Source organism: Polaromonas sp. P1_F9 (assembly GCF_056405615.1).
Map to the genome: position 1 here is coordinate 174148 of NZ_JBFUBT010000003.1, position 23332 is coordinate 197479.

Genomic DNA, 23332 nt, shown 5'->3' on the forward strand with positions numbered 1-23332 from the left:
GTGCCTGGCAGCGATCTGGAATCGCCGCATGACGTGCCACGTCATGCGGCTTTTTTATGAGCGCCTCGCCGGGGGAACACTGCATCGAGGCGCGCATTCCGGCCGGCCCATGGCCGGTTCATAAATGATGAACCAGCTTCATGTCCGGATGTTCCAGCCACCGGGCATATTCTTCGGCAAGCTGCCCGGCCTTCGATGTCGCCCCTGACCATGCACGTATGCGTGCCTGGATATCGGGGCCGTAGCGCATGAAGTCCGCGCGGTCCGGAAGCTTGCCGCCGGGCAAGGTTTTGATCCACTCCGGGTTGGGGGCGAGCAGCACCATGTTGTCCAGAAAATGTGTGGCACCGTGCCGCCACTTCAGGCCCTTGTCGAGCCAGCCAGGCACCACGGCCCTCTGGAAATGCGGGTACAGCACCAATCCCGGCGATGATCCCGCCTCCCCTGCCGTGCCCCCGCGGTGGTAGTTCAGGTGCAGGTGGTAGTCGGTGATGCCGCCGTCCCAGTAGGCGCCGGGCGGCGCACCGGGAATGTTGCGCACGGAGCGCAGCACAAAAGGGATGGAGCAGCTGGCCTGAAGCGCCGGTTGAAAATTGGCTTCGTCCATGGGCACCTGGCGCGTCCGGTAGTCGGCGGTCGCAAACGGCAAAGGGGCGTTCCGGGTCGAAAACACGACGCGCTCCAGCCATGCGCCCATGGCCTTGCGGTGCAGGCTGTTGGTGAGGAACGCGCCAAAATAGCCCAGCGGCGTGGCTACCTTGTGCTCACGGCCCAGCATGTGGCGGCCACGTGAGGTGACGATGTGCAGCCGATAGCGGGGATGGCCGATCACTTCCTGCACCCGGCCCCCGTAGAAAACCTTCAGGCTCTGGCCGAACTGCTCACTGACGGCATCGGCGGTCGGGCGCTTCTGGCCGGGCTTGAGTTCGTAATGCTGGTGGATGTAATCGGTTTCGAGGCGCTGGAATGCGGCCGCCGGGTTGCTCAGGCAGGCCGTGGCCATACGCCACGCGCCTATGGACGCACCGACCAGGTCCACCGGATGGCTGCTTTGCGCCAGCCAGTCACCGAAGATAAAACGGTCCAGGGCGCCAAGGATCAAGCCCTTGGGCCCGCCCGCCGCCCCGGGTACAACGGCAATGTCTGCCGGCTTGAGGCCGTTTTGCTCGATATGCCGGCGTGCCTTGGGGCCGGCGTAAATGCGGAGGGCTTGCATGAAGGTGGATAGGTGCTATTATTTTGATAGCTGCTCGGGTATGTCAGTCAAGCACCAGGGCCTGATTTAACCCTAAAAATGGGTCAATTCATGTCTTTCAGGCGGCCTGGCGCGCATTGGGCGCGATTATTTCTTCAGCGCCGCCAGCTTGCTGAATGCCGACTCCATCGCGGTGGCGGCTGCCGGTTGTGGTGCGCCTGGTCGGCTTCCATAGTTGCCGCCGCGGTTTTGCCCGCCCGGCGGGCGCGCGCTTTCAAAGCGGTTGTCACGCGGGCCGTCACGGCGTGCGGGTGCGGCGTCGAGTTTCATGGTGAGGCCAATGCGCTTGCGCGCCACGTCGACCTCGGTGACGCGCACTTTCACGATGTCACCGGTTTTCACCACTTCGCGTGCGTCGGTCACGAACTTGTTGGAAAGCTGGCTCACGTGGACCAGACCGTCCTGGTGCACGCCGATGTCGACGAAGGCGCCGAAGGCGGCCACGTTGCTGACCGTGCCTTCCAGCGTCATGCCTTCCTTCAAATCCTTGATATCTTCCACACCGTCGTTGAAGCGCGCCACCTTGAAGTCCGGGCGCGGGTCGCGGCCGGGTTTTTCCAGCTCGGCAATGATGTCCTTGACAGTAATCACGCCGAACTGCTCGTTGGCAAACAGCTCAGGCTTCAGGGTCTTGAGCATCTCGGCCCGGCCCATCAACTCGGCCACCGGTTTGCCGGTGTGCGCCATGATCTTTTCGACCACCGGGTAGGTTTCGGGGTGCACGCCGGTCATGTCCAGCGGGTTGCTGCTGCTGCGCAGGCGCAAGAAGCCGGCGCTCTGCTCAAAGGTCTTGGCGCCCAGGCCGGTCACCTTGAGCAAATCGGCACGGCTGGCAAACGCGCCATTGGCATCACGCCAGCGCACCACCGACTTGGCCACTGTTTGCGACAGGCCCGACACGCGGGCCAGCAGCGGCACGCTGGCGGTGTTCAGGTCTACGCCGACGCTGTTCACGCAATCTTCGACCACGGTGTCCAGGCTGCGCGCCAGATCACTCTGGTTCACATCGTGCTGGTACTGGCCGACGCCAATCGATTTCGGGTCGATCTTGACGAGCTCGGCCAGCGGGTCTTGCAAGCGGCGCGCGATGCTGGCCGCGCCGCGCAGGCTCACGTCCACGTCGGGCATCTCCTGGCTCGCAAATTCACTGGCGGAATAAATGGACGCGCCGGCTTCGCTGACCACGACTTTTTCAATCACCTGCTCGACCTTGGCCATGCCCTTGATCAAATCAGCGGCGAGCTTGTCGGTTTCGCGGCTGGCCGTGCCGTTGCCGATAGCGATCAGGTTGACGCCGTGCTTTTCGCAAAGCCTGGCCAGCGTGTGCAACGAGCCGTCCCAGTCCTTGCGCGGCTCATGCGGGTAGACGGTAGAGGTCTCTACCAGCTTGCCGGTGGCGTCGACCACGGCCACCTTCACGCCGGTGCGAATGCCCGGGTCCAGCCCCATCACCACGCGCGGGCCGGCGGGCGCTGCCAGCAGCAGGTCGCGCAGGTTGTCGGCAAACACCTTGATGGCGACTTTCTCGGCCTCTTCGCGTAAACGGGTAAAGAGGTCTCGCTCGAGCGAGAGGCTGAGCTTGACGCGCCAGGTCCAGGCCACGGCCTTGCGGATCAAATCATCCGCCGGGCGCGCCTTGTGGCTCCAGCCCAGGTGCAATGCGATCTTGCCTTCGGCAATGCTGGGTTTGCCGGGCTCGGCCTGCTCCGGCAGTACCAGCTTGGCGTCCAATATTTCCAGCCCGCGCCCGCGAAACACCGCCAGCGCACGGTGCGAAGGCACGCGGCCAATCGGCTCGTCGTAGTCGAAGTAGTCGCGGAATTTGCTGTTGTCGGCGTTGTTCTCGTCTTTGCCGGTCACCAGCTTGGAGCTGAACAGCCCCTCGCTCCAGAGCCAGTTGCGCAGCGACTGCACCAGGCCGGCATCTTCGGCCCAGCGTTCACTGAGGATGTCGCGCACGCCGTCGAGCACGGCTTGCACGGTGGTGAAGTCGTCACCGCTTTCGTTCTTTTCGGCCTTCACAAAGGCCACGGCTTCGTCGGCAGGTACCAGCGACGGGTCGGCAAACAGCTTGTCGGCCAGCGGCTCGATGCCGGCTTCGCGCGCAATCTGTCCCTTGGTGCGGCGCCGGGGTTTAAAGGGCAGGTACAAGTCTTCCAGGTCCTGCTTGGTAGCGGCAAATTCAATCGCGGCACTCAACTCGGGCGTGAGCTTGCCCTGCTCTTCAATGCTTTTGAGGACCGCTTCGCGTCGCTCTTCCAGCTCGCGCAGGTAACCCAGCCGGTATTCCAGCTCGCGCAACTGGATGTCGTCCAGCCCGCCGGTGGCTTCCTTGCGGTAGCGCGCGATGAAGGGAACCGTGGCGCCGCCGTCCAGCAGCTCTACCGCTGCCTTGATCTGGTGTTCCTGGACTTTGATTTCTGCCGCGATCTGGCGGATGATTTTCTGCATATTGAAAGAGATGTTCGAAAAAGCTCGGAAAAGAAGCAAAAAAAGGTCGACGAAAGGGGCAAATGCCCGCCCGGCGATGCAACCTGCCCTGGCGGAGAGCCGTTATCGGTGCGCCGAGTACAAACTGACGCCAAGGGTCGGCATTGTCCCACAGCGCCAGCGCTGTTTTGCTTCTGATAATGGTCCTTGGCTTAAAGCAATTTCTTACATTTTCAGGGGAGAGACACATGCGGACTCGCACAATTTTTTTGGTGGTGGCCATGCTGCTGCTGGCGGGCTTTGTGGCCCTCAATGTCGATGAATTCAGCCGTGTGAGCATGCTCAGCCTGGGCTTTACCACCGTGGAGGTGTCGCTGGGCTTCGTGATGCTGCTCTTGCTGGTGGTTGCCACGGTGGTGTTCCTGGCCTCCACGCTCTACATGCAAAGCACCAACTTGCTGGAAACCCGGCGCTACGCACGCGAGCTGAACACGCAGCGTGAGCTGGCTGACAAGGCCGAGGCATCGCGTTTTACCGAACTGCGGAGCTACCTGGAGGTGCAGGCCCTGGCCGCACAGCACCGGGAAGCCGCTGCCGCCACTGTGCTGGCCGAACGCTTCTCGCAGCAGCAACAGGCATTGCTGGCGCGGCTGGAGCAGTCGGACAACACCATGGCCGCCCACATGGGACAGCTCCAGGACCGGCTTGAGCGGCATGGCGGCATTCCGCACCTGGAAAAAGACTCGGAGACCATGCCGCTGGTTTGAGTGCCGCAATACCGGTTGTGCCTCTTTCTTTCTTTTCTTATTAAATCACGCCCGGCAGATGTAAGAACCGGCGAAGTCCATCGACCAATGGGGGTCTGCAATCCACGGAGACCCCCATGCTGCACACCGCGCCCCCACGGCCTTCCCGCCGCAATACCCCGCTAATCACCGCAATCGTCCTGATGGCATTGACGTCCAGCGCGTTGTCTGCACAAAACGCTTGTGCCATCAGCTCAGGGCCGGCCATCACGCCGGTCGTTGAGCTGTATACCTCAGAGGGCTGCAGCTCCTGCCCGCCCGCCGACAAATGGGCTTCGTCGCTGAAAGGCAGTGGGGCCGTGGTGCAAGCCTTTCACGTCGGCTACTGGGACTATATCGGCTGGGTCGACCGCTTTGCCGCGCCCGCCTACACCAGCCGGCAGCGCGAAATAGCAGCCAGGAATAACCTGCGCAGCATCTATACACCGCAGGCTGTGCTCAACGGCAAAGACTGGCCCCGCTGGGGCGGCAGGCCTGCCGACAGCAAGGAACCCGCGCGCGCCAGCATCGTGCTCAGGCAACTCGGGACGGACCAGTTTGAAGCCAGTGTCACCCCGCTGCCCGCACCGCAGGTGTCACCCTCCTGGTCGGCCTACTGGACCGTCACCGAGCATGGGCACAACTCCAAAGTGAAAGCCGGCGAAAACGCCGGAGAGGTTCTCAAACACGACTTCGTGGTGCGCCAGTACACCCAGGCCGGGGAATACAAAAGCAGTGATACCGGGCCGCAAAAACTGGCCTTTCGCAGCATTGCAGCAACCCAGGGCCATGACCGCCAGGTGAACCTCGTGGTGTTCGACCCTCAAACCGGCAAAACCCTGCAGGCCGTCAGCCTTCAATGTGCCGCGTGAAGCACGGCCACTGAAGGAAGACCGCCCGGCGCACGTATAGGCGGGGCAACGCGAGGCTTCAGGCTTGCCGCACAATGGTGCCATGGATTCCCCGCAATCACCGCCCAGCGCTCCTTCGCTGGCCTTGCGGCCACCCGGGGCCGCCGACTACGCGGCGCTGGCCACCTGGGTCCGGGATGCCAGCACCTGTCTGCGCTGGGCCGGCCCAAAGCTGAAGTTTCCGTTTGAGCCCGAGCGGCTCCCGGTACTGCTGGCTGAACCCGGCGCCTTCAGCTTTGTCATGAGCCGGGGCCCGGCAGAGGCGCTGGGCTTTGGGCAATTCTGGGTGCGTGAGGCAGGTGTTGCCCACCTGGCCCGCATCATCCTGGCGCCCCACGCGCGCGGCCAGGGTCTGGGTTCAACACTGTGCAGGCTGCTGATGGCCCAGGCGGCCAGTGACACCGGTGCCACAGCTTTCACGCTGCGCGTTTACCGTGACAACCATCCTGCGCTGACCATCTACGAAGGCCTCGGCTTTGCAGCGGTGCCTGAGCTTTCGAACGACAACATCTTTTCCATGCGCAGGGAAACGCTGAACGGCATGCAGGCGATACAGGCCGAAGAGCGTCGATAGTGCCCTTCGATAAACTGTTGATCCGTGCTGCTGCTCCGTCTTTGCATTCCTTCTTCTTTTCCATCCATGCTTTCACTTTTTCTTAAATGCCTGCTGGGTGCGCTTGCCGTGCTGGTTATAGCCCTTCTTTCCCGGTCGCGCAGCTTTTTCATCGCCGGGCTGGTGCCGCTGTTTCCCACCTTTGCCCTGATTGCGCACTACATCGTGGGCAGCGAACGCTCCGCGGCCGACCTTCGCACCACGGCGCTGTTTGGCCTGTGGTCGCTCATCCCCTATGCGGTTTACCTGCTGGTGGTTTACTGGCTCAGCGTGCGCGCGACCCTGCCCGTCACGCTTGCCTGCGCCACACTGGCCTGGGTGCTTGCAGCGGGCGTGCTGCTGCTCGGCTGGAGCCGTGCCTACCCTTCGGCGCTTTGAGGAAAAAGGATATGGGCAAATTCAAAAAAGTGTTGCGGGCCATTTTGCTTGCGCCTGTCGCGCTGTTTTTGCTGTTTGAAGAATGGGGCTGGGAGCCGCTGGCCGCCGGCTTTGCAGCACTGGGGCGCCTGCCCTGGTGGGGGCGGCTGGAGCGCTGGATCACCCGCTTGCCGCCCTGGGCTGCGCTGCTCGCCTTCGGCGTGCCGGTTCTGGCGCTGATCCCGCTGAAGCTGCTGGCGCTTTACCTGTTCGGCCTGGGGCATGTCACTGTCGGCCTTGCGCTGATACTGGCGGCCAAACTCACCGGAACCGCGCTGGCGGCACGCCTCTTTCAGCTGACCCAGCCTGCACTCATGCAAATGCCGTGGTTCGCGCGGCTCTACACCCCCTGGAAAGCCTGGAAGGACAAAATCATGGCCCAGGCCAGGGCGTCGTTGCCATGGCGCATGGCCCGCCGTTTCAAGACGCGGGTCAAGCTGGCAAGTGCGCGGCTCCTGGCCGCGCTGAAAGCCGTATTGTCATGAGCACCAGGCTCACTGAATTCAACCGCCGCCCTTGACCATGTTCGACTTCATCAAGCCACCTTTGTACATCCGCCTGTCGCCTTACCGGCTGACGGTGCGCAATGTGAAAACGGGCGCTTTCATTTCCGAAGTGCCCGAAATTGCGATTTCCCGCAGCCCCAAGCCCAAAGTGCTGGGCGCGGGCAATGACGCTGCCCTGCATAAATCGAGCAAGTCGGCACAGGTCATCAATCCTTTCAGCCACCCGCGCTCCATGGTGTCCGACTTCGTTCATGGTGAGCAGGTACTGAAGGCCTTCGTCCGGAAACTTCAGGCCAGCCACGTGCTGGCTCCCGCGCCCCGCATGGTGTTCCATCCTCTGGGCGAGCCCGCAGGTGGTTTCACCCAGGTGGAAATACGGGCCCTCCATGAGATGGCCCTGGGGGCCGGCGCTTCAGAAGTCACCATGTGGCAGGGCCCGGAATTGACAGACGAGCAGGTGCTGTTGCGCAGCTACCCTTCCACGGGACAGGTACTGGAATGACAGCCACCGCCGGCACGGGCATCAGTGACCTGCGCGCGCTCACCCGGCAATTCCCCCACGAAGGGCGGCTTGAGCAAATTTTCCTGAGGCCCGCCCGCCGCAGCCCGGTGCTCAGCGTTGCAACCGTGACAGCGCTGGCCGGCCGCGGCCTGGAAGGCGACCGGAGCGCTGCGGCGCCCGCCATTCGCCCGGAAAGCAGCAAGCGCCAGGTCACGTTGATCCAGGCCGAGCACCTTCCCGCGCTGGCGGCGCTGGTACGGCTTGGCACAGTGAATGCCGCGAGTTTGCGGCGCAACCTGGTGGTGTCCGGCCTGAACCTGATGGCGGCAAAATCCCTTTTCAAAGACCAGCCCATGGTGCTGTGCATCGGTGATGTGGTGCTGGAAATCACCGGCCCGTGCGAACCTTGTTCGCGCATGGAGGAAGTGCTGGGACCGGGCGGCTACAACGCCATGCGCGGCCATGGCGGGCTGACAGCGCGCGTGCTACAGGGCGGTTCACTGCGCGTGGGTGATGCCGTTGTCTGTGAGACTGCCAAATCCGATCGGGAGCATCTAACTCAGCCGCTATTGATTTGATAGCTGCTTGCGCAGGACCAGCAATGCCTGGAGCTATTTTTTGGCATTGTTCCTGGTCTCGGATCCCGCTGCCCAACCGCGCACCAGCACGGGTATTTCGCTTCCCTCATACTTGTTCCTCATCCACTTTTTGGCGCAGCGGCTTTCCATGAACAAAACTTCGGTCGACAAGCAAAAAATCAGATTCCTGTTGCTCGAGGGCATTCACCCCTCCGCAGTGGAGGTTCTCAAGGCGGCAGGTTACTCGCAGATCGAAAGCCTGGCCGGAGCGCTGCCCGATGATGAACTCAAGGCAAAAATAGCCGACGCGCATTTCGTCGGCATCCGCTCCCGCACCCAGCTCACCGCCGATGTGTTTGCCCAGGCTGGCAAGCTGGCGGCGGTCGGCTGCTTTTGCATCGGCACCAACCAGGTCGACCTGAACGCCGCCCGCGAACGCGGCATTGCGGTGTTCAACGCGCCTTTTTCCAACACACGCTCGGTGGCCGAACTGGTGCTGGCCGAGGCCATTTTGCTGCTGCGCGGCGTGCCCGAGAAAAGCGCGGTGGCGCATCGCGGCGGCTGGCTCAAGTCGGCCGAAAACGCCTATGAAATCCGCGGCAAGACGCTGGGCATTGTCGGCTACGGCTCCATCGGCACGCAGCTGTCGGTGCTGGCCGAAGCGCTGGGCATGCAGGTCGTGTTTTTTGACGTGGTGACCAAGCTGCCGCTGGGTAACGCCCGGCAGGTGGCCCAGCTCAAGGACCTGCTGGCCCAGTCCGACGTGGTGAGCCTGCACGTGCCCGAGACGCAAGCCACCCAATGGATGATGGGCGCAGCAGAGATCGCCGCGATGAAGCCCGGCAGTGTGCTGATCAATGCCTCACGCGGCACGGTGGTGGAAATTGAACCGCTGGCCGAAGCGTTGAAGCAAAAAAGGCTGTTGGGTGCCGCAATCGACGTGTTCCCTGTGGAGCCGCGCAGCAACAAGGACATGTTTGAATCACCCCTGCGCGGCCTCGACAACGTGATCCTGACGCCGCACGTGGGCGGCTCGACCATGGAAGCGCAGGAAAACATCGGCATCGAGGTGGCCGAAAAACTGGTGAAGTACAGCGACAACGGCACCTCGACGTCTTCCGTCAACTTCCCCGAAGTGGCACTGCCGGCCCATCCGGGCAAGCACCGCCTGCTGCACATTCACCGCAATGTGCCGGGCGTGCTGTCGGAAATCAACAAGGTGTTTGCGGCCAACGGCATCAACATCGCGTCGCAGTATCTGCAGACCAACGAGGCTGTGGGCTACGTGGTGATTGACATTGACGCTGCGCATTCCGACATTGCGCTGGCCAAGCTGGCCGAGGTGCCTGGAACGATCCGCAGCCGGGTTCTGTTTTGAACCGGGCCTGAGTGCACAGAGCGCGACCGCTATCAAATATATAGCTTGTTGCGCTTTTCCCTATTGGGTTTCGGCCACTTATCTTTGAAAAATACGCCGTGCCTACTGCGCCGGCGGAACCTGCAAACCCAGCAGGTTGGCAAGCGCGGCGGTGGGTAATGAACCTTCCTGCGACACAGTAGCGCCGGTCTGCGCATGGGTTCCGACGATGGTGGGAATCGAGGCAAATCCCAGCCTGGTCATCAGTTCGGTGTTTTTGGCGACGGCTTCTTTTTGCGCGTCGATGTTGCTGGCCGCACTGATGCCGCCGCGCCGGGCCTGCAGCGAAGTTTCATGCTCGTCCATGGCGGCCACCGGGTCGCTGGCCGCCAGCAGGGTCGCTCCCTGGGACGTACTGGCAGCGTTGAGCATGCCAACCGGGATCCAGACAAACCTGGCCTGGGACTTCAGCGGTTTTGCCGCTTCCCACAGCGCGCCGCAATGCGGGCATTGCGCGTCAAAAAACACATACACCGTGCGCTTGCTCATTAAAGCGCCGGCTGAAAAACCTTTGGCACCCGCTTCGATGGCAGCCACGGATACCGGTTCGGTGACAGCCTTTGCAGGCGGGCTGCCGGGCGCGGTGCCCGGCGCGTCGTTACAGCCGGCAAGCAGCGAGCCAGCCGCGACAATGGCAGACAGGAAAAGGCGGTTCAGGAGTTCGGACATCGTCAAAAGCCGTGAAAACGGCTGTGAATAAGGGATAGCCAAGGATAGCGCAGCGGCGCTATTTCGACAGCTTGCCGACCAATTCCCCGGCCAGCATGAAGAACTCCGGTGAACGCTGCACCGACACGTGGGTGGCGTTCATCGCATACGTGACCCGGGTTTTGACGCCGCGCGCCTGCAGCGCCCTGACATAGGCCTCGCTGAACTGGGGCAAGGTGTTTTCGTCCTTGTTGCCCACCACCACGCTGATCTGCGTATACGGGCTGATTTTCTCCGCTTCAGCCAGGGGTGAAAGGCTGCGGCTCCAGGCGCCGGCCTTGCCCGCAGAGCTGTTGCGCCATTGCCGCCATGCCGGCACATCGCAGGGGCAAGCGGCCAGCAAGTAGGCATCAGCACTGCCCGGGAAACGGCTGGCCAGCAAGGCCGCCATGGCCGCGCCGCCCGAGTGGCCCACCAGCAAAATCTTCTTGCCGGGATTAAGGTTGCGCAGGCTGCCCAGCGCGGCAGCAATGATTTCGGCGTTGCGCGGCGTGTAGTCGTCGTCCCCGGGGCCGGACTCGCCGTCCGATACGCCCAGATCGCTGCGGTAGCCGGGGCGCTGCATCGCCACAGTGACGGCCTGGAGCTTTTCGGCAAGCAGGGCTGCTGTACCGCTGTCCGCTTTCAATTCCGTACGCCCGCCGTTGTCGCCGTGCAGAAAGACGACCAGTACCTTGGGCGTGATGCGGGACGTCTGGCCAGGCGCCAGCTTGCGGATGACAAGGCATTGCCGGGCGTCCCCTGCCCGCTCAATGCCGTCGGCAAGTTTTCCGTCGGGGCACTTCACCGGTTGTGCCAACGCGCCTGCCCCTGCCAACCCAAGCAGCAGGCCGGCCAGAGCAAGGCAGCCGCGGCGCATCAGGCCCCGCGAAGCGCGGCTTTCAGTTGCTGGCCAATTTCAGGCTTGTCGGCAAACGGATCCGTCGGGTTGCGTGCCTGCAGCACGTCTTCAAGCCGCGTCTGCACGGAGTTGATGGCCTTGGGGTGGCTGTAGATGTAGAACTGGTTCTTTGCGATGGCGTCAAACACCAGTTTCGCCACATCGGCGGCGCTCACCTTGCCGGAGCCGACCGCCTTGCCTGTCATGGCCTGCTGGATCATCTGGCTCCTGGTGGGTTTTTCCGCGCCGAGTTCGGCTGGGCGGTTGCGGTGGCTCATGCCGATGCCGGTGGCCACAAAGAAGGGGCACAGCACCGAAGCGCCGATCTGGTCGGTCACCAAGCCCAGGTCCTGGTACAGGGTTTCGCTGAGCGCCACCACGGCGTGTTTGCTGACGTTGTAGACGCCCATGTTGGGCGGGTTCAGCAGCCCGGCCATGCTGGCGGTGTTGACGATGTGGCCTTGCCAGGATGGGTCTTTGGCGGCTGCTTCCAGCATCATTGGCGTGAAAATGCGCACGCCGTGGACCACGCCCATGACGTTGACGCCCAGTACCCATTCCCAGTCCTTGACGCTGTTTTCCCAGATCAAACCGCCGGAACCAACGCCGGCGTTGTTGAAGACGAAATGCGGCGCGCCGAAGCGCTCGAACACGGCCTTGCCCATGGCTTCCATCTGCGCGGCGCTGGAAACGTCGAGCTTGAACGAAAGCACCTGAGCACCGGAAGCCTTCATCTCTTCGGTGGCCTTGTCCAGCGCATCCTGCTGCACGTCAACCAGCACGAGGTTCATGCCCAGTTGGGCCCCCAGGCGTGCGCATTCCAGGCCAAAGCCCGAGCCCGCGCCGGTCAGCACTGCCGTTTTACCTTTGAAGTTCGTGATCATATTGGGGAGTCCTTGATGGCTGGAATGGGAAAATTGTCCGTGAGGCAAAGCGTCTCAGCTGTCACTCTGGCAACTTGAGGCAACTGTTCAGGCAACCCGCAGCATCTCGATGTGCGGTATGCCGTCCTCGATGTAAGGCTGGCCGGTATTGGCAAAACCGTGCTGCAGGTAGAACTGCTCAAGCCGTGCCTGCGCGCCTATGCGGATGGGTTGCGGGCCCCAGTGCTGCTGCAAACGGCCAACGGCCTCTTTCATCAGCACATGACCAATGCCGCCGCCGCGCGCTGAAGCATGTGTGACCACGCGGCCTATGCTGGCCTCCGCAAACTTCACGCCCGCGGCAAAGCAACGCGCATAGGCTACCAGCCGCCCTTGCCTCGTGCCCAGCAAATGCATGGCCTGCATGTCGGCGCCGTCCATGTCCTGGAAGATGCAGGCCTGCTCGACCACAAACACTTCGCTGCGAAGCTGCAAGATCTCATAAAGCTCAAGGGTGGTCAGCGCGCCAAAGGGAAGAAAGCGCCAGGAAATACCGGTATTGCCGCTCATGCCGGAGTTGCCGCTTTCAGGGTGTAACCGATGCGCGGAAAGTGCACATGCACGGTACCGGCACGCGCATCGGTGCGGCGCAGCGTGTAGTGCATGCGGGTGGCGGCGATCAGCTCGCCCTCGGTGGGCTCCGGTCCAAAACTCTCGCCGCTGACCAGCACCTGGCTGCCCAGCGCAATGCCGTGCTCGTCCTGGAACAGGTCATCGTGCAACGGCGCCGGCGTTGACGCGACGGCCAGCGCCACAGCCTCGGCGGAGCTGAATTTTTCAATGCCGCCATGGCCAATGGCTGCCATGCGGTCCATCCACTCCAGCACGGCGGGCGTGAGGTTCAGGATGCCCGCGAGCACCGGTGTGCGGGTGCGCGTGAACCACAGCGGGTGGTACATCGCGAAATCGGCGATGCAGGGCACGTCGCCCAGCAGAAAAGGCCGGTCATCGAGCATGTCGGAAATGCGGCGCAAATAGGATTTATAGGCTGCGGCAGCGTCGCTGGAGCGCAGGCGCGGCATGCCGGTGCTCATGGCCTTGCGGTCTTCGCCGAAAGCCCGGGCGGCTTCGGGCGGCGCTTTGTCAAACATCTGGGCAATCCCCTTGGGCTGCGTGTTGTAGGCCATGGAGGTCCAGAACAGCGTGTTGTCGGCCCAATGCGCCAGCGTGCGCGCCAGGCCCTTGCTGGGTTCCGGGTACACCGAAGGCTCGGGCTGCAGGTGTTCCAGTACGTCGCTGATCAAGGCGGTGTCGCAGTAAATGTCGGCGCCGATTTGCAGGATGGGCGTCTTGCGGTAGCCGCCGGTAAGTGCCACCACGTCGGGCTTGGGCATGATCATCGGGATGATGACGGACTTCCAGGGCAGGTTTTTGTAGCCCAGCATCAGCCGGGTTTTTTCGGCAAATGGCGATGTGGGGTAGTGGTGAAGGATCAGCTCGCTCATGGTGTCTCCGGGTGTTCTGGGTGTCTGGAAATTCAGCGGGGCATGGCCCGCGCGATGAGGGTGTCGAAATCGGTGCCGGCGCCCAGCGTGCCGAAGGCATGGCCCCAATTGCCCGCAATGCGCGAGTCGCAAAAAGCGCTGAAGACGGCAGCGGGCGCGGTCTGGTAGAGCAAGGCGGCCTGCACCGCCAGCGCGACGTCCTGCGCGAGCCGCCGTGCCTCCACTTCAGTCGCCATTTCTTCCACACGTGTTGGCAAGGCAGCGGCCAGCCGGTCCAGCGCCGGGTGCGCGCCTTTTGCGGCGGCAAGCTCCTGGTTCAGGGCCGCCACGGCGTCGGCTTTGCGCAGCGCGCGCAAAAGGTCCAGCGCCATGATGTTGCCCGCGCCCTCCCAAATCGAATTGAGCGGCATTTCACGGTAAACGCGGGCCATGATGCCCTCGCCACCCTCCTCCACATAACCGTTGCCGCCCAGGCATTCCATCGCCTCCTGGGCGAAATGGCTGCCGCGCTTGCAGATCCAGAACTTGGCGACGGGTGTCAACAGGCGCGCCATGGCGGCCTCGTGGGCATCGACAGTGTGGTCGAACGCCCGGGCCAGGCGCATTGCCAGCGCGGTCGCGGCTTCGGATTCAAGCGCGAGGTCGGCCAGCACGTTGCGCATCAACGGCTGGTCGATGAGCAGCTTGCCAAAAGCTTTGCGTTGCGAGGTGTGGTTCAGCGCCAGGGCCAGCGCCTGCCGCATCAGACCGCTGGTGCCCAGCGCGCAGTCCAGCCGGGTCATGGTGCCCATTTCGAGGATCTGCGGAATGCCGCGGCCTTCTCCCCCGACCAGCCAGGCCTGGGCGTTTTCAAATTCCACTTCAGAACTGGCGTTGGCCTTGTTGCCCAGCTTGTCTTTGAGGCGCTGGATGCGGATGGCGTTGAGGCCGCCATCGGGCAGCACGCGCGGCAGGAAAAAGCAGGAAAGGCCGCTTGGGGTTTGGGCCAGCACCAGGAAGGCGTCGCACATGGGCGCCGAGAAAAACCATTTATGGCCGGTGATGGCATAACGTTCGCCCCAGCCGTCGCGGCCTGCGGGCTCAGCGCGCGTGGTGTTGGCCCGCACGTCGGAGCCGCCCTGTTTTTCCGTCATGCCCATGCCCATGGTGAGGCCGGCCTTGGCCTGCCACAGCTTGAGTTCGGGGTCATAAGCGCGGCTCGCCAGCTTGGGGCCCCAGTCGGCGTAGATGGCCGTGTTGCCGCGCAGCGCGGGCGTGGCCGCGTAGCTCATGGAGATGGGGCACAAAATGGAGGGCTCGAGCTCGGTGAAGAGCATGAAACCCGCCGCGCGCTGGACATGGGGAGATGGATTTTCGTCAGACCAGGGAGAGCCATGCAGGCCCGCGCCCGTCGCGAGTTTCATGAGCTCGTGATAGCCGGGATGAAACTCCACCTGGTCCACACGACGGCCAAAACGATCATGGCTGTGCAACACAGGGCCATGAATGTTGGCCAGGCGCGCATGGGTCTGCATGGCCGTGCTGCCCAGCTTCGCACCGAGCTGGCTCAGCTCGTACGTATCCAGCGCTGGCGCATTGAATTTCAGCGCATCACGCAGCGGGCGGTTGGTGTCAAACAGGTTGTAGTCCGACAGCGCTGCGGGCTGGTTGAAGACTTCATGGGTCATATCCATCTCCTTTTGACCGCGCAGTGACCCTGTCAGACCAGTTTCACCAACTGCTTGCCGAAATTCTTGCCTTTGAGCAACCCGAGAAATGCTTCGGGCGCCGATTCAATCCCCTGCGCCACGCTTTCGCGCGGGCGCAGCTTGCCGGTGCCCACCAGCGTGCCGAGTTCCTTGAGCGCTTCGGGCCAGACTTCCATGTGCTCGGCCACGATAAAGCCCTGCAGCTTGAGGCGGCTGGTCAAAATCAGCGCCGGGTAGGCCAACGGCATGGGCCGGCCGTCGTAGCCGGCGATCATGCCGCACAGCGCGATGCGGCCGAAAGCATTCATGCGCGGCAGCACGGCGTCCAGCACCATGCCGCCCACGTTTTCAAAGTAGCCATCAATGCCATCCGGGCAGGCGTCCTTAAGAGCCTTGGTCAGCGAAGCGGCATCGGCGTGTACTTTGTAGTCAATGCAGGCGTCAAAGCCGAGTTCATCGACGGCATATTTGCATTTGTCGGGGCCACCGGCAATGCCGACGGCGCGGCAGCCGCGTGCCTTGGCGAGTGCGCCGAACGCGCTCCCCACGGCGCCGGTAGCGGCGCTGACCACCATGGTCTGGCCGGCTTGGGGCTCAATGATTTTCACCAGGCCGTACCAGGCGGTGACACCGGGCATACCGACCGCGCCCAGGTAGTGCGACAGCGGTACGTGCGTGGTGTCCACCTTGCGCAGCGCGCCGGGTTGGTCGGCATCGACCACGCTGTATTCCTGCCAGCCGCCCATGCCGACCACCTTGTCGCCGGGCTGGAATTTGGGCGAGCGGCTTTCCACCACCTCGCCTGCCGTACCGCCCAGCATGACCTGGCCGAGCGGGTGCGGCGCGGCGTAGCTCTTGGCATCGCTCATGCGGCCACGCATGTAAGGGTCCAGGCTCAGGTAATGGTGGCGCACCAGCACCTGGCCATCCTGCAGGGGCGGCGTGTCGCTGGAGACCAGCATGAAGTTACTGGCGACGGCTTCGCCGGTGGGACGGTTGTCGAGCAGGATTTGCTGGTTGATGGGCATGGAAGTCTCCTGTGTGTTGTCGGGAAAGGCAAATGATTTGCTATTGATTTGATAGCTGCTTGCGCCGGTTTTTATTGGGCTGGGCTGTGATTTAACCAATACCTCGGTTCAATCGGTTGATATGCCGCCGCCGGGTAGATCCGGTGTGCCGGTGTTTTGGGCGGCGGTGGCAACCCGCCGCACGTACTTGAAGGTACCCGTGGAGTGTGCGCAGGCGCGGCCTTGCGCGTCATACAGCGTGGCCTCGGTAAACGCCATGGTGGTGCTGCGATGCATGAGCCGCCCCTTGGCTGTAAGCCGGCTCCCGTCGCCGGGTGCCGGCCGCATGAAGCTGGTCTTCATCTCGATGGTGACCACGCCCATGTCTTTCTGTACGCTGCGCGCGGCAGTTGCCATGGTCACGTCCAGCAGCGTCATGATGGCGCCGCCGTGCGTCACGGCAAATGAGTTGAGGTGCTCGGGCTTGGGCGCATAGCCAATGGCCGAAGCACCGCCTTCAAACAGCTCCAGCTCAAAGCCGAGGTGGTTGACGAAAGGGATGTCGGCGCCGAAATTCATTAACTGTTCCCAGCCCATTTCTTGCTCACCCCCCGGTTACGACCGAAACGCCACCATCGACGGCCAGCCACTGGCCAGTGATGTGCTTGCCGGCGTCGGATGCATAGAGCACGCACAGGCCCTTCAGATCCTCGTCGTCGCCCAGGCGGCCCAGCGGTGCGTGTGAGGCCAGCTTTTCCTCGCCCAACGCTTTCAGCGTGCCCACGGTCATCCGGCTCGGGAAAAAGCCCGGGCAAATCGCATTGACGGTGATGTTGTACTTGCCCCATTCGCAGCCCAGTGCGCGCGTGAAGTTGATGACGGCACCCTTGGAGGTGTTGTAAGCCACCGTGGTCATCTCGCGCGGATTGCCGCCGAGGCCGGCGATGGAGGCTACGTTGATGATGCGGCCGGACTTGCGGGCGATCATGCTGTGTTTGGCGATGTGCTGGCTCAGGATGAAATAGCCGCGGATATTGAGGTTCATGACCTTGTCCCAAGCCTCAACCGGGTGATCTTCAGCAGGTGCACCCCACGCGGCACCGGCGTTGTTGACCAGGATGTCGACGTGGCCCAGGCGCTTGATGGCTTCGTCGGCCAGCGCCCGGATGTCTTCTTCTTTCGAGCAATCGGCGGCGATCCAGTCAACGTCGATGCCGGCGGCTTTCAACTCGGCAGCGGACTCGACCAGGTCTTCGGCCTTGCGCGAACTCAAAATGACTTTGGCGCCGGCTTCGCCCAGCGCCTGGGCCAGTTGCAGTCCCAGGCCGCGTGAGCCGCCGGTCACGAGTGCGGTTTTGCCTTTGAGGTCGAACAGCTGCTGGATGGTACGGGTCATGAAAGTTGTCTCCTGTTGAGTGTCATCGGGCTTGCCGGGTGCCGCATCGGGACTCCGGCAAGGATGGGGTTGCAAATAATGTGTCGGGTTCAGCCGTGATTGCGATCTCGATATCGGGAAGCGGCGGTCTGCCATATTGGCACAACATCAGGCCTCCTGCAGGCTGCGCTGTCGTGGTGGCGACTTCCGGCCGCTACGAACTGGTGTTGATGCGGGAGCGCACGTAAACCAGCGCCGCGCCAGCCGCCGCCACAATGCCGCCCAGCACCACCATGGACCAGCCGATGGCATCGTCCAGGCGCTGAACCGACAGACCCAATACCAACGTCAGCAGCCCGCCGTAGATCAGGACCCAAATCAGGGTCTGCAAGCGAGCCACGGCCTTGTTGGAAACAGGTTCAGCGGACGGTTTGAAAAAAGCCATTAAAACGCCTCCTCGGGCAAATCGGCACAGGTCAGGTCGCGGGTTTCAACGACCTTGAGCCAGGCGCCGATTTTGGGTAATTCGTAATGATAAAAATAGCGTGTAGCGCCCATCCGTCCTGCATGAGAAGCTATCGAACTGATAGCGGATTGCTGTGTTGCAAGACTGGCCAGTGCCACATCCAGCCAGACCCATGCCAGCACGGTATGGCCAAACGCCTGCATGTAGGGTACCGCATTGGCCAGCGCCTGGCCGGGCTCGCCCGTGGCCCAGGCCGCCTTGGTGGCGCTGCCCACATGTTGCAGGGCCTGGGCCAGTGCGTTGGCATGGGCTGCGAGTTCAGGCGCCTGAATGGCCTTTTCAACCGTGGCGTTGATACGCGCTGCCAGCAATTGCAGGCCCCTGCCCCCTTCCATCAGCACCTTGCGGCCCAGCAAATCCATGGCCTGGATGCCATGCGTGCCTTCATGGATCATGTTCAGGCGGTTGTCGCGCCAGTACTGTTCGACCGGAAAGTCGCGTGTGTAGCCGTAGCCGCCATGCACCTGGATGGCCAGGGAATTGGCCTCCAGGCACCACTCGCTGGGCCAGCTCTTGGCAATCGGCGTCAGCACCTCGAGCAGCAGGCGCGCGTCGTCGGCGGCCTGCGCGTCGGCCGTGTGGTGTTCGTCAACCAGGCGGGCGCAATACAGCTCCAGCGCCAGCGCGCCCTCACAGTACGCTTTTTGCGCCAGCAGCATGCGCTTGACGTCGGCGTGCTCAATGATGCGGATCTGTGGCTGGGAGGCGTCCTTGCCCACGGCACCGGTGCCGTTTTTAGATCCTCCGCCGACGGGCCGGCCCTGGGGCCGGTTTTTGGCGTAATCGAGGCTGGCGTAGTAGCCCGCCATGCCCAGCATGGTGGCGGCCGTGCCCACGCCTATGCGCGCCTCGTTCATCATGTGGAACATGCAGCGCAGGCCTTCATGCGGCTTGCCCACCAGGTAGCCGACCGCGCCGGCCTGGCCGTCCACCGGGTATTTGCCCTCGCCGAAGTTGAGCAAGGTGTTGGTGGTGCCGCGCCAGCCCAGCTTGTGGTTCAGGCCCGCCAGCGCCACGTCGTTGCGCACGCCGGTGAGTTCGCCTTGGGTATTGACCATTTTCTTGGGCACGATGAAGAGCGAAATGCCGCGCGTGCCGGCGATCAGCTTGCCGTCCGACCCCGGTATCTTGGCCAGCACCAGGTGGATGATGTTGTCGGTCAGCTCGTGCTCACCGGCCGAGATCCACATCTTGTTGCCTTTGAGGCGATAACGTGGGCCCAGCGGGTCGGCCTCAAAGCCGTCGCCATCCGGGACCGCACGCGTGGTCACGTCGCTGAGCGAGGAACCGGCCTGCGGTTCGGACAAACACATGGTGCCCGAGAAGCGGCCCGAGAACTCATTTTTGGCAAAGACTTCCTTCTGCATGTCGGTGCCGTGCACCATCAGCAGGTTGGCGTTGCCGGTGGTCAGCAGGCCCGAGCCGATGCTGACCGAGGCCATGGCAAAGAAGGCATTGGCTGCAGCCTCCACGGTGTAGGGCAGCTGCATGCCGCCGACTTCATAGTCCTGCGCTGCGCTGAGCATGCCCGAGGCCGCGTAGGCCTTTTGCGCGTCGTGCGTGGCCTGCGGCAGGATGACTTTTTCGCCGTCGAAGTGCGGCTCCTGCGTATCGACCGTGCGGTTGAACGGCGCGTATTTTTCGCGTGCGATGCGTTCGCAGGTGTCGAAGACCGCGTCAAAGGTTTCGCGCGAGTGGTCGGCGAAGCGCTCGCGCTGATTGAGCGACTCGGCACCGAGCCACTGGTAAAGCAGGAAATCGAGGGTGGGCCTGAGGCTCATGATGACCTCCCCGAAACGGCGGGCGTCAAGGCAGGAAACGCCTGCCCTTTCTGAAGGAGCAGGGTTTCATTCATCATGATGCCCGGTTCAGAGGACTTCGTAAATGCCGGCTGCGCCCATGCCGCCGCCGATGCACATGGTCACGCAGACGCGCTTGGCGCCGCGGCGCTTGCCTTCGATCAACGCGTGGCCCGTCAGGCGCTGGCCGGTCACGCCGTAAGGGTGGCCGACGGCGATGGCGCCGCCGTTGACGTTGAGCTTGTCCATGGGAATGCCCAGCTTGTCGGCGCAGTACAGCACTTGCACAGCGAAGGCTTCGTTCAATTCCCACAGGTCAATGTCGCTGATCTTCAGGCCCAGCTTGGCGAGAACCTTTGGAATGGCGAAGACCGGGCCAATGCCCATTTCGTCGGGTTCGCAACCGGCGACGGCAAAGCCGAGGAAGCGGCCCAGGGGTTTAAGGCCCTTTTTCTCCGCCAGGGTTTCGTTCATGACAACCACGGCGCCGCCGCCGTCGGAGAACTGGCTGGCATTGCCGGCCGCGATCACGCCGCCAGGAATGGCCGGCTTGATGCCGCTGATGCCTTCCTTGGTCGTGCCTTCGCGGATACCTTCGTCCTTGCTGACGGTGACCTCTTTGGTGGTCAGGCCCATGACCTTGTCGGCCACGCCGGCCGTCACGGTGATCGGTGCGATCTCGGCTTCAAAGAGGCCCGCAGCCAGCGCGGCCGTGGCCTTTTGCTGGCTCAGCGCGCCGTATTCGTCCATGCGGTCGCGCGAGATGTTGTAGCGTTTGGCGACTTGCTCAGCGGTCTGGAGCATGTTCCAGTAGATCTCGGGCTTGTTCTTGGCGAGCCAGGTTTCCTGCAGCATGTGGGTGTTCATTTCCTGCTGCACGCAGGAAATGCTTTCGACGCCGCCGGCCACGTAGATGTCGGCTTCGCCAGCGATCACGCGCTGGGCCGCCAGGGCGATGGTCTGCAGGCCGGACGAGCAGAAACGGTTGACCGTCATGCCCGATACCGTCACCGGGCAGCCGGCGCGCAGCGCGATCTGGCGTGCGATGTTGGCGCCGGTGGCACCTTCGGGCGTAGCGCAGCCGATGATCACGTCATCGACCTCTGCGGCCTCGATGCCGGCGCGTTTGAGCGCGTGCTCAACGGCGTGACCGCCCAAGGTGGCGCCGTGTGTCATGTTGAAGGAGCCCTTCCAGCTTTTGGCCAGGGGGGTGCGTGCGGTGGAAACGATTACTGCTGAAGTCATGGAATTCTCCGGATTCTGGGACGTTGATCTGTGCGGTCTGCTGGACTTAGGTAGACAGGTTGAAGGTCTTGCCTTCGGCTGCAAGCTTGGCCAGCAGGGGTGCGGGCTTCCAGAATTTGGCGTCGTCCAGCGGGTTCTGCGCGAAGCGGTTCATGCTTTGCACCACATTGAAGAGGCCGACCTGGTCGGCGTACAGCATCGGGCCACCGCGGTAGACCGGGAAACCATAGCCCATGATGTAGACCATGTCGATGTCGCTGGCCTTGGAGGCAATGCCTTCTTCCAGGATGTGAGCAGCTTCATTGACCAGCGAATACACCAGGCGCTGCACGATTTCCTCGTCGGAAATTTTGCGCGGCGTGATGCCCAAACTGGCGCGGTGATCTTCAATCATCTTGACGACTTCGGCGTTTGGAATGGCGTCGCGCTTGCCGGGCACGTAGTCATACCAGCCGGCGCCGGTCTTTTGGCCAAAGCGGCCTTTTTCGCAGAGCAGGTCAGCCGTTTTGCTGTACTTCATGTCCGGCTTTTCGGTGTAGCGGCGCTTGCGGATGGCCCAGCCGATGTCATTGCCGGCCAGGTCGCCCATGCGGAAGGGGCCCATGGCAAAACCGAATTTCTCGATGGCCTTGTCTACCTGCTCGGGCGTGCAGCCTTCGTCGAGCAGGAAACCGCCCTGGCGGCCGTACTGTTCGATCATGCGGTTGCCGATAAAGCCGTCGCACACGCCGGAAACCACTGCCGTCTTCTTGATCTTTTTGCCAATGGCCATCACGGTGGCCAGCACGTCCTTGCCGGTCTTGGCGCCACGCACCACTTCCAGCAGCTTCATCACATTGGCCGGGCTGAAGAAATGCAGGCCGACCACGTCTTGCGGGCGCTTGGTGAAGTCGGCGATTTTGTTGACGTCGAGTGTGGAGGTGTTAGAGGCCAGAATGGCGCCAGGCTTCATCACGCGGTCCAGTTCCTTGAAGACCTTTTCCTTGACGCCCATCTCCTCAAACACAGCCTCGATCACCAGGTCGGCATCTTTGAGGTCGTCGTAGCTCAGCGTGGTGCTGAGCAGGCCCATGCGCTGGTCGTACTTGTCCTGCTTGAGCTTGCCCTTCTTGACCTGGGCCTCGTAGTTCTTGCTGATGATGCCGAGGCCTTTGTCCAGCGCCTCCTGCTTCATCTCGAGGATCTTGACCGGGATGCCGGCGTTCAGGAAATTCATGGCGATACCGCCGCCCATGGTGCCGGCACCGATCACGGCCACCGAATTGATCTCGCGCTTGGGCGTGTCTTCCGGCACGTCGGGGATCTTGGAGGCCGCACGCTCGGCCATGAAGATATGACGCAGCGCGCGGCTTTCGGGTGTCCACATCAGGTTGATGAAGCACTCGCGCTCAAAAGTCATGCCGTCTTCGAATTTCTTCTTGGTTGCGGCTTCGACGGCATCCACGCACTTGAGCGGCGCGGGAAAATTCTTGGCCATGCCCTTCACCATGTTGCGGGCGAACTGGAAGTAAGCGTCGCCATTGGGGTGCTTGGCGCGCAGGTCACGCACCAGCGGAAGCGGCCGGGTGTCGGAAATCGATTGGGCAAAGGCCAAGGCTTCCTGGGCCAGCGATTCGGGCGAGGCGGCAAGCTTGTCGAACAGTTTCTGACCGGGGATTTGCGCGAGCAGTTCGCTCTTGACGGGTTCGCCGCTCACGATCATGTTCAGGGCCGGCTCCACGCCCAGCACGCGCGGCAGGCGCTGCGTGCCGCCGGCGCCGGGCAACAGGCCGAGCTTGACTTCAGGCAAGGCCACGTTGGTGCCGGGCGCGGCGATGCGGTAGTGGCAACCGAGGGCCAGTTCCAGGCCGCCGCCCATGCAGACGGAATGGATCGCGGCGACGATGGGCTTGCCGGAGTTCTCGACCGCACGGATCACGCTCAACAGATTGGGTTCGATCAGCGCTTTGGGCGTGCCGAACTCCTTGATGTCGGCGCCGCCCGAAAAGGCTTTGCCAGCGCCGGTGATCACGATGGACTTGATGGCGGCATCGGCATTGGCCTTCTGGATGTTGTCGGTCAGGCTCAGGCGCGTGGCGTGGCCCAGTCCATTGACGGGTGGGTTGCTCAGCGTGATGAGCGCGACGGGGCCGTGAACTTCGTAAAGGGTGGTCATTGCGATGCTTCTTTCCTTGATGGGAGTTTCAGTTTTCAGTTGTCTCGGCTGGCGCTGCGGCCCGGCACGCGCTGGTCGGGCGTACAAAAAAGTACGACCGTTCTTTTTCCATTGTAGGGGGCGTTTGTGACGGCACAAGTCCCTGCGTGGGCTGTTCAGTCTATTTT

At 62.7% G+C, this 23332-nt stretch carries 23 protein-coding genes; 8 read left to right on the forward strand and 15 right to left on the reverse strand.

The window, feature by feature from the left end:
* Nucleotides 1-118 precede the first annotated feature (118 nt).
* Together AC1DYR_RS09750 and AC1DYR_RS09755 are read right to left on the reverse strand one after the other, a co-directional pair.
* A complete protein-coding gene (locus AC1DYR_RS09750; protein WP_477704937.1) occupies nt 119-1216 on the reverse strand; it encodes a patatin-like phospholipase family protein in 1098 nt (365 codons plus the stop codon).
* A 126-nt stretch (nt 1217-1342) separates the two neighbouring features.
* Nucleotides 1343-3706, reverse strand: coding sequence for a Tex family protein (locus AC1DYR_RS09755; RefSeq protein WP_477704938.1), 2364 nt, complete (start codon nt 3704-3706; stop codon nt 1343-1345).
* Nucleotides 3707-3933: 227 nt separating this feature from the next.
* Between AC1DYR_RS09755 and AC1DYR_RS09760 the strand changes: the two genes are divergently transcribed.
* The 8 genes from AC1DYR_RS09760 to serA all read left to right on the forward strand — a co-directional run bounded on the left by AC1DYR_RS09760 (nt 3934) and on the right by serA (nt 9375).
* Nucleotides 3934-4452 carry a hypothetical protein gene (locus AC1DYR_RS09760; RefSeq protein ID WP_457280877.1) on the forward strand — a complete coding sequence of 173 codons (519 nt, stop codon included), beginning with the start codon at nt 3934-3936 and terminating at the stop codon, nt 4450-4452.
* 116 nt (nt 4453-4568) lie between these two features.
* Complete coding sequence (locus tag AC1DYR_RS09765; RefSeq protein ID WP_477704939.1) at nt 4569-5342, forward strand: DUF1223 domain-containing protein; 774 nt, start codon at nt 4569-4571, stop codon at nt 5340-5342.
* Between the two features lie 82 nt (nt 5343-5424).
* Nucleotides 5425-5955, forward strand: a complete 531-nt coding sequence (locus tag AC1DYR_RS09770; RefSeq protein ID WP_477704940.1) for a GNAT family N-acetyltransferase — start codon at nt 5425-5427, stop codon at nt 5953-5955.
* A gap of 66 nt (nt 5956-6021) precedes the next feature.
* Nucleotides 6022-6372 (forward strand): GlpM family protein, encoded by a 351-nt coding sequence (locus AC1DYR_RS09775; RefSeq protein WP_457280874.1) that lies wholly within the window; start codon nt 6022-6024, stop codon nt 6370-6372.
* Between the two features lie 11 nt (nt 6373-6383).
* A complete protein-coding gene (locus AC1DYR_RS09780) occupies nt 6384-6896 on the forward strand; it encodes a hypothetical protein (protein WP_477704941.1) in 513 nt (170 codons plus the stop codon).
* A gap of 37 nt (nt 6897-6933) precedes the next feature.
* Nucleotides 6934-7419, forward strand: coding sequence for a rod shape-determining protein (locus AC1DYR_RS09785; RefSeq protein WP_477704942.1), 486 nt, complete (start codon nt 6934-6936; stop codon nt 7417-7419).
* The gene (locus tag AC1DYR_RS09790; RefSeq protein WP_477704943.1) at nt 7416-7997 is read left to right on the forward strand and encodes an MOSC domain-containing protein; all 582 of its coding nucleotides are present in this window, start codon (nt 7416-7418) and stop codon (nt 7995-7997) included. Before AC1DYR_RS09785 ends, AC1DYR_RS09790 begins: the two co-directional genes overlap by 4 nt.
* 148 nt (nt 7998-8145) lie before the next feature.
* On the forward strand, nt 8146-9375 hold the full coding sequence (serA, locus tag AC1DYR_RS09795) for a phosphoglycerate dehydrogenase (RefSeq protein WP_477704944.1): 1230 nt from the start codon (nt 8146-8148) through the stop codon (nt 9373-9375).
* Between the two features lie 102 nt (nt 9376-9477).
* On the opposite strand, the gene AC1DYR_RS09800 is transcribed toward serA, so the two are convergent.
* The 13 genes from AC1DYR_RS09800 to AC1DYR_RS09860 all read right to left on the reverse strand — a co-directional run bounded on the left by AC1DYR_RS09800 (nt 9478) and on the right by AC1DYR_RS09860 (nt 23165).
* Nucleotides 9478-10083: a thioredoxin fold domain-containing protein gene (locus tag AC1DYR_RS09800; protein ID WP_477704945.1), complete on the reverse strand. Its 606-nt coding sequence runs from the start codon at nt 10081-10083 to the stop codon at nt 9478-9480.
* 58 nt (nt 10084-10141) lie between these two features.
* Entirely contained in the window at nt 10142-10981 is an 840-nt protein-coding gene (locus AC1DYR_RS09805; protein ID WP_477704946.1) for an alpha/beta hydrolase family protein, read from the reverse strand.
* The gene (locus AC1DYR_RS09810) at nt 10981-11886 is read right to left on the reverse strand and encodes an SDR family oxidoreductase (RefSeq protein WP_477704947.1); all 906 of its coding nucleotides are present in this window, start codon (nt 11884-11886) and stop codon (nt 10981-10983) included. Before AC1DYR_RS09810 ends, AC1DYR_RS09805 begins: the two co-directional genes overlap by 1 nt.
* Nucleotides 11887-11973: 87 nt before the next feature.
* Nucleotides 11974-12435 (reverse strand): GNAT family N-acetyltransferase, encoded by a 462-nt coding sequence (locus tag AC1DYR_RS09815; RefSeq protein WP_477704948.1) that lies wholly within the window; start codon nt 12433-12435, stop codon nt 11974-11976.
* The gene (locus tag AC1DYR_RS09820) at nt 12432-13370 is read right to left on the reverse strand and encodes a glutathione S-transferase family protein (protein WP_477704949.1); all 939 of its coding nucleotides are present in this window, start codon (nt 13368-13370) and stop codon (nt 12432-12434) included. The genes AC1DYR_RS09815 and AC1DYR_RS09820 overlap by 4 nt, the downstream gene beginning before the upstream one ends.
* A 32-nt stretch (nt 13371-13402) precedes the next feature.
* A complete protein-coding gene (locus AC1DYR_RS09825; protein ID WP_477704950.1) occupies nt 13403-15043 on the reverse strand; it encodes an isovaleryl-CoA dehydrogenase in 1641 nt (546 codons plus the stop codon).
* A 26-nt stretch (nt 15044-15069) separates the two neighbouring features.
* Nucleotides 15070-16086, reverse strand: coding sequence for an NADP-dependent oxidoreductase (locus AC1DYR_RS09830; RefSeq protein ID WP_477704951.1), 1017 nt, complete (start codon nt 16084-16086; stop codon nt 15070-15072).
* Nucleotides 16087-16194: 108 nt separating this feature from the next.
* Nucleotides 16195-16644, reverse strand: coding sequence for a PaaI family thioesterase (locus tag AC1DYR_RS09835; protein ID WP_477704952.1), 450 nt, complete (start codon nt 16642-16644; stop codon nt 16195-16197).
* A 25-nt stretch (nt 16645-16669) separates the two neighbouring features.
* A complete protein-coding gene (locus AC1DYR_RS09840) occupies nt 16670-17461 on the reverse strand; it encodes an SDR family oxidoreductase (RefSeq protein WP_477672349.1) in 792 nt (263 codons plus the stop codon).
* Nucleotides 17462-17654: 193 nt separating this feature from the next.
* Nucleotides 17655-17885, reverse strand: coding sequence for a hypothetical protein (locus tag AC1DYR_RS09845; protein WP_477704953.1), 231 nt, complete (start codon nt 17883-17885; stop codon nt 17655-17657).
* Nucleotides 17885-19747: an acyl-CoA dehydrogenase gene (locus AC1DYR_RS09850; RefSeq protein ID WP_477704954.1), complete on the reverse strand. Its 1863-nt coding sequence runs from the start codon at nt 19745-19747 to the stop codon at nt 17885-17887. Before AC1DYR_RS09850 ends, AC1DYR_RS09845 begins: the two co-directional genes overlap by 1 nt.
* Nucleotides 19748-19834: 87 nt before the next feature.
* Nucleotides 19835-21010 (reverse strand): acetyl-CoA C-acyltransferase, encoded by a 1176-nt coding sequence (locus tag AC1DYR_RS09855; protein WP_477704955.1) that lies wholly within the window; start codon nt 21008-21010, stop codon nt 19835-19837.
* A 46-nt stretch (nt 21011-21056) separates the two neighbouring features.
* A complete protein-coding gene (locus tag AC1DYR_RS09860) occupies nt 21057-23165 on the reverse strand; it encodes a 3-hydroxyacyl-CoA dehydrogenase NAD-binding domain-containing protein (RefSeq protein WP_477704956.1) in 2109 nt (702 codons plus the stop codon).
* Between the last annotated feature and the right edge of the window lie 167 nt (nt 23166-23332).

Coding starts and splice junctions, on each gene's coding strand:
- AC1DYR_RS09750 (WP_477704937.1), bottom strand. CDS start 1,216: ATGCAAGCCCTCCGCATTTACGCCGGCCCCAAGGCACGCCGGCATATC.
- AC1DYR_RS09755 (WP_477704938.1), bottom strand. CDS start 3,706: ATGCAGAAAATCATCCGCCAGATCGCGGCAGAAATCAAAGTCCAGGAA.
- AC1DYR_RS09760 (WP_457280877.1), top strand. CDS start 3,934: ATGCGGACTCGCACAATTTTTTTGGTGGTGGCCATGCTGCTGCTGGCG.
- AC1DYR_RS09765 (WP_477704939.1), top strand. CDS start 4,569: ATGCTGCACACCGCGCCCCCACGGCCTTCCCGCCGCAATACCCCGCTA.
- AC1DYR_RS09770 (WP_477704940.1), top strand. CDS start 5,425: ATGGATTCCCCGCAATCACCGCCCAGCGCTCCTTCGCTGGCCTTGCGG.
- AC1DYR_RS09775 (WP_457280874.1), top strand. CDS start 6,022: ATGCTTTCACTTTTTCTTAAATGCCTGCTGGGTGCGCTTGCCGTGCTG.
- AC1DYR_RS09780 (WP_477704941.1), top strand. CDS start 6,384: ATGGGCAAATTCAAAAAAGTGTTGCGGGCCATTTTGCTTGCGCCTGTC.
- AC1DYR_RS09785 (WP_477704942.1), top strand. CDS start 6,934: ATGTTCGACTTCATCAAGCCACCTTTGTACATCCGCCTGTCGCCTTAC.
- AC1DYR_RS09790 (WP_477704943.1), top strand. CDS start 7,416: ATGACAGCCACCGCCGGCACGGGCATCAGTGACCTGCGCGCGCTCACC.
- serA (WP_477704944.1), top strand. CDS start 8,146: ATGAACAAAACTTCGGTCGACAAGCAAAAAATCAGATTCCTGTTGCTC.
- AC1DYR_RS09800 (WP_477704945.1), bottom strand. CDS start 10,083: ATGTCCGAACTCCTGAACCGCCTTTTCCTGTCTGCCATTGTCGCGGCT.
- AC1DYR_RS09805 (WP_477704946.1), bottom strand. CDS start 10,981: ATGCGCCGCGGCTGCCTTGCTCTGGCCGGCCTGCTGCTTGGGTTGGCA.
- AC1DYR_RS09810 (WP_477704947.1), bottom strand. CDS start 11,886: ATGATCACGAACTTCAAAGGTAAAACGGCAGTGCTGACCGGCGCGGGC.
- AC1DYR_RS09815 (WP_477704948.1), bottom strand. CDS start 12,435: ATGAGCGGCAATACCGGTATTTCCTGGCGCTTTCTTCCCTTTGGCGCG.
- AC1DYR_RS09820 (WP_477704949.1), bottom strand. CDS start 13,370: ATGAGCGAGCTGATCCTTCACCACTACCCCACATCGCCATTTGCCGAA.
- AC1DYR_RS09825 (WP_477704950.1), bottom strand. CDS start 15,043: ATGGATATGACCCATGAAGTCTTCAACCAGCCCGCAGCGCTGTCGGAC.
- AC1DYR_RS09830 (WP_477704951.1), bottom strand. CDS start 16,086: ATGCCCATCAACCAGCAAATCCTGCTCGACAACCGTCCCACCGGCGAA.
- AC1DYR_RS09835 (WP_477704952.1), bottom strand. CDS start 16,644: ATGAATTTCGGCGCCGACATCCCTTTCGTCAACCACCTCGGCTTTGAG.
- AC1DYR_RS09840 (WP_477672349.1), bottom strand. CDS start 17,461: ATGACCCGTACCATCCAGCAGCTGTTCGACCTCAAAGGCAAAACCGCA.
- AC1DYR_RS09845 (WP_477704953.1), bottom strand. CDS start 17,885: ATGGCTTTTTTCAAACCGTCCGCTGAACCTGTTTCCAACAAGGCCGTG.
- AC1DYR_RS09850 (WP_477704954.1), bottom strand. CDS start 19,747: ATGAGCCTCAGGCCCACCCTCGATTTCCTGCTTTACCAGTGGCTCGGT.
- AC1DYR_RS09855 (WP_477704955.1), bottom strand. CDS start 21,010: ATGACTTCAGCAGTAATCGTTTCCACCGCACGCACCCCCCTGGCCAAA.
- AC1DYR_RS09860 (WP_477704956.1), bottom strand. CDS start 23,165: ATGACCACCCTTTACGAAGTTCACGGCCCCGTCGCGCTCATCACGCTG.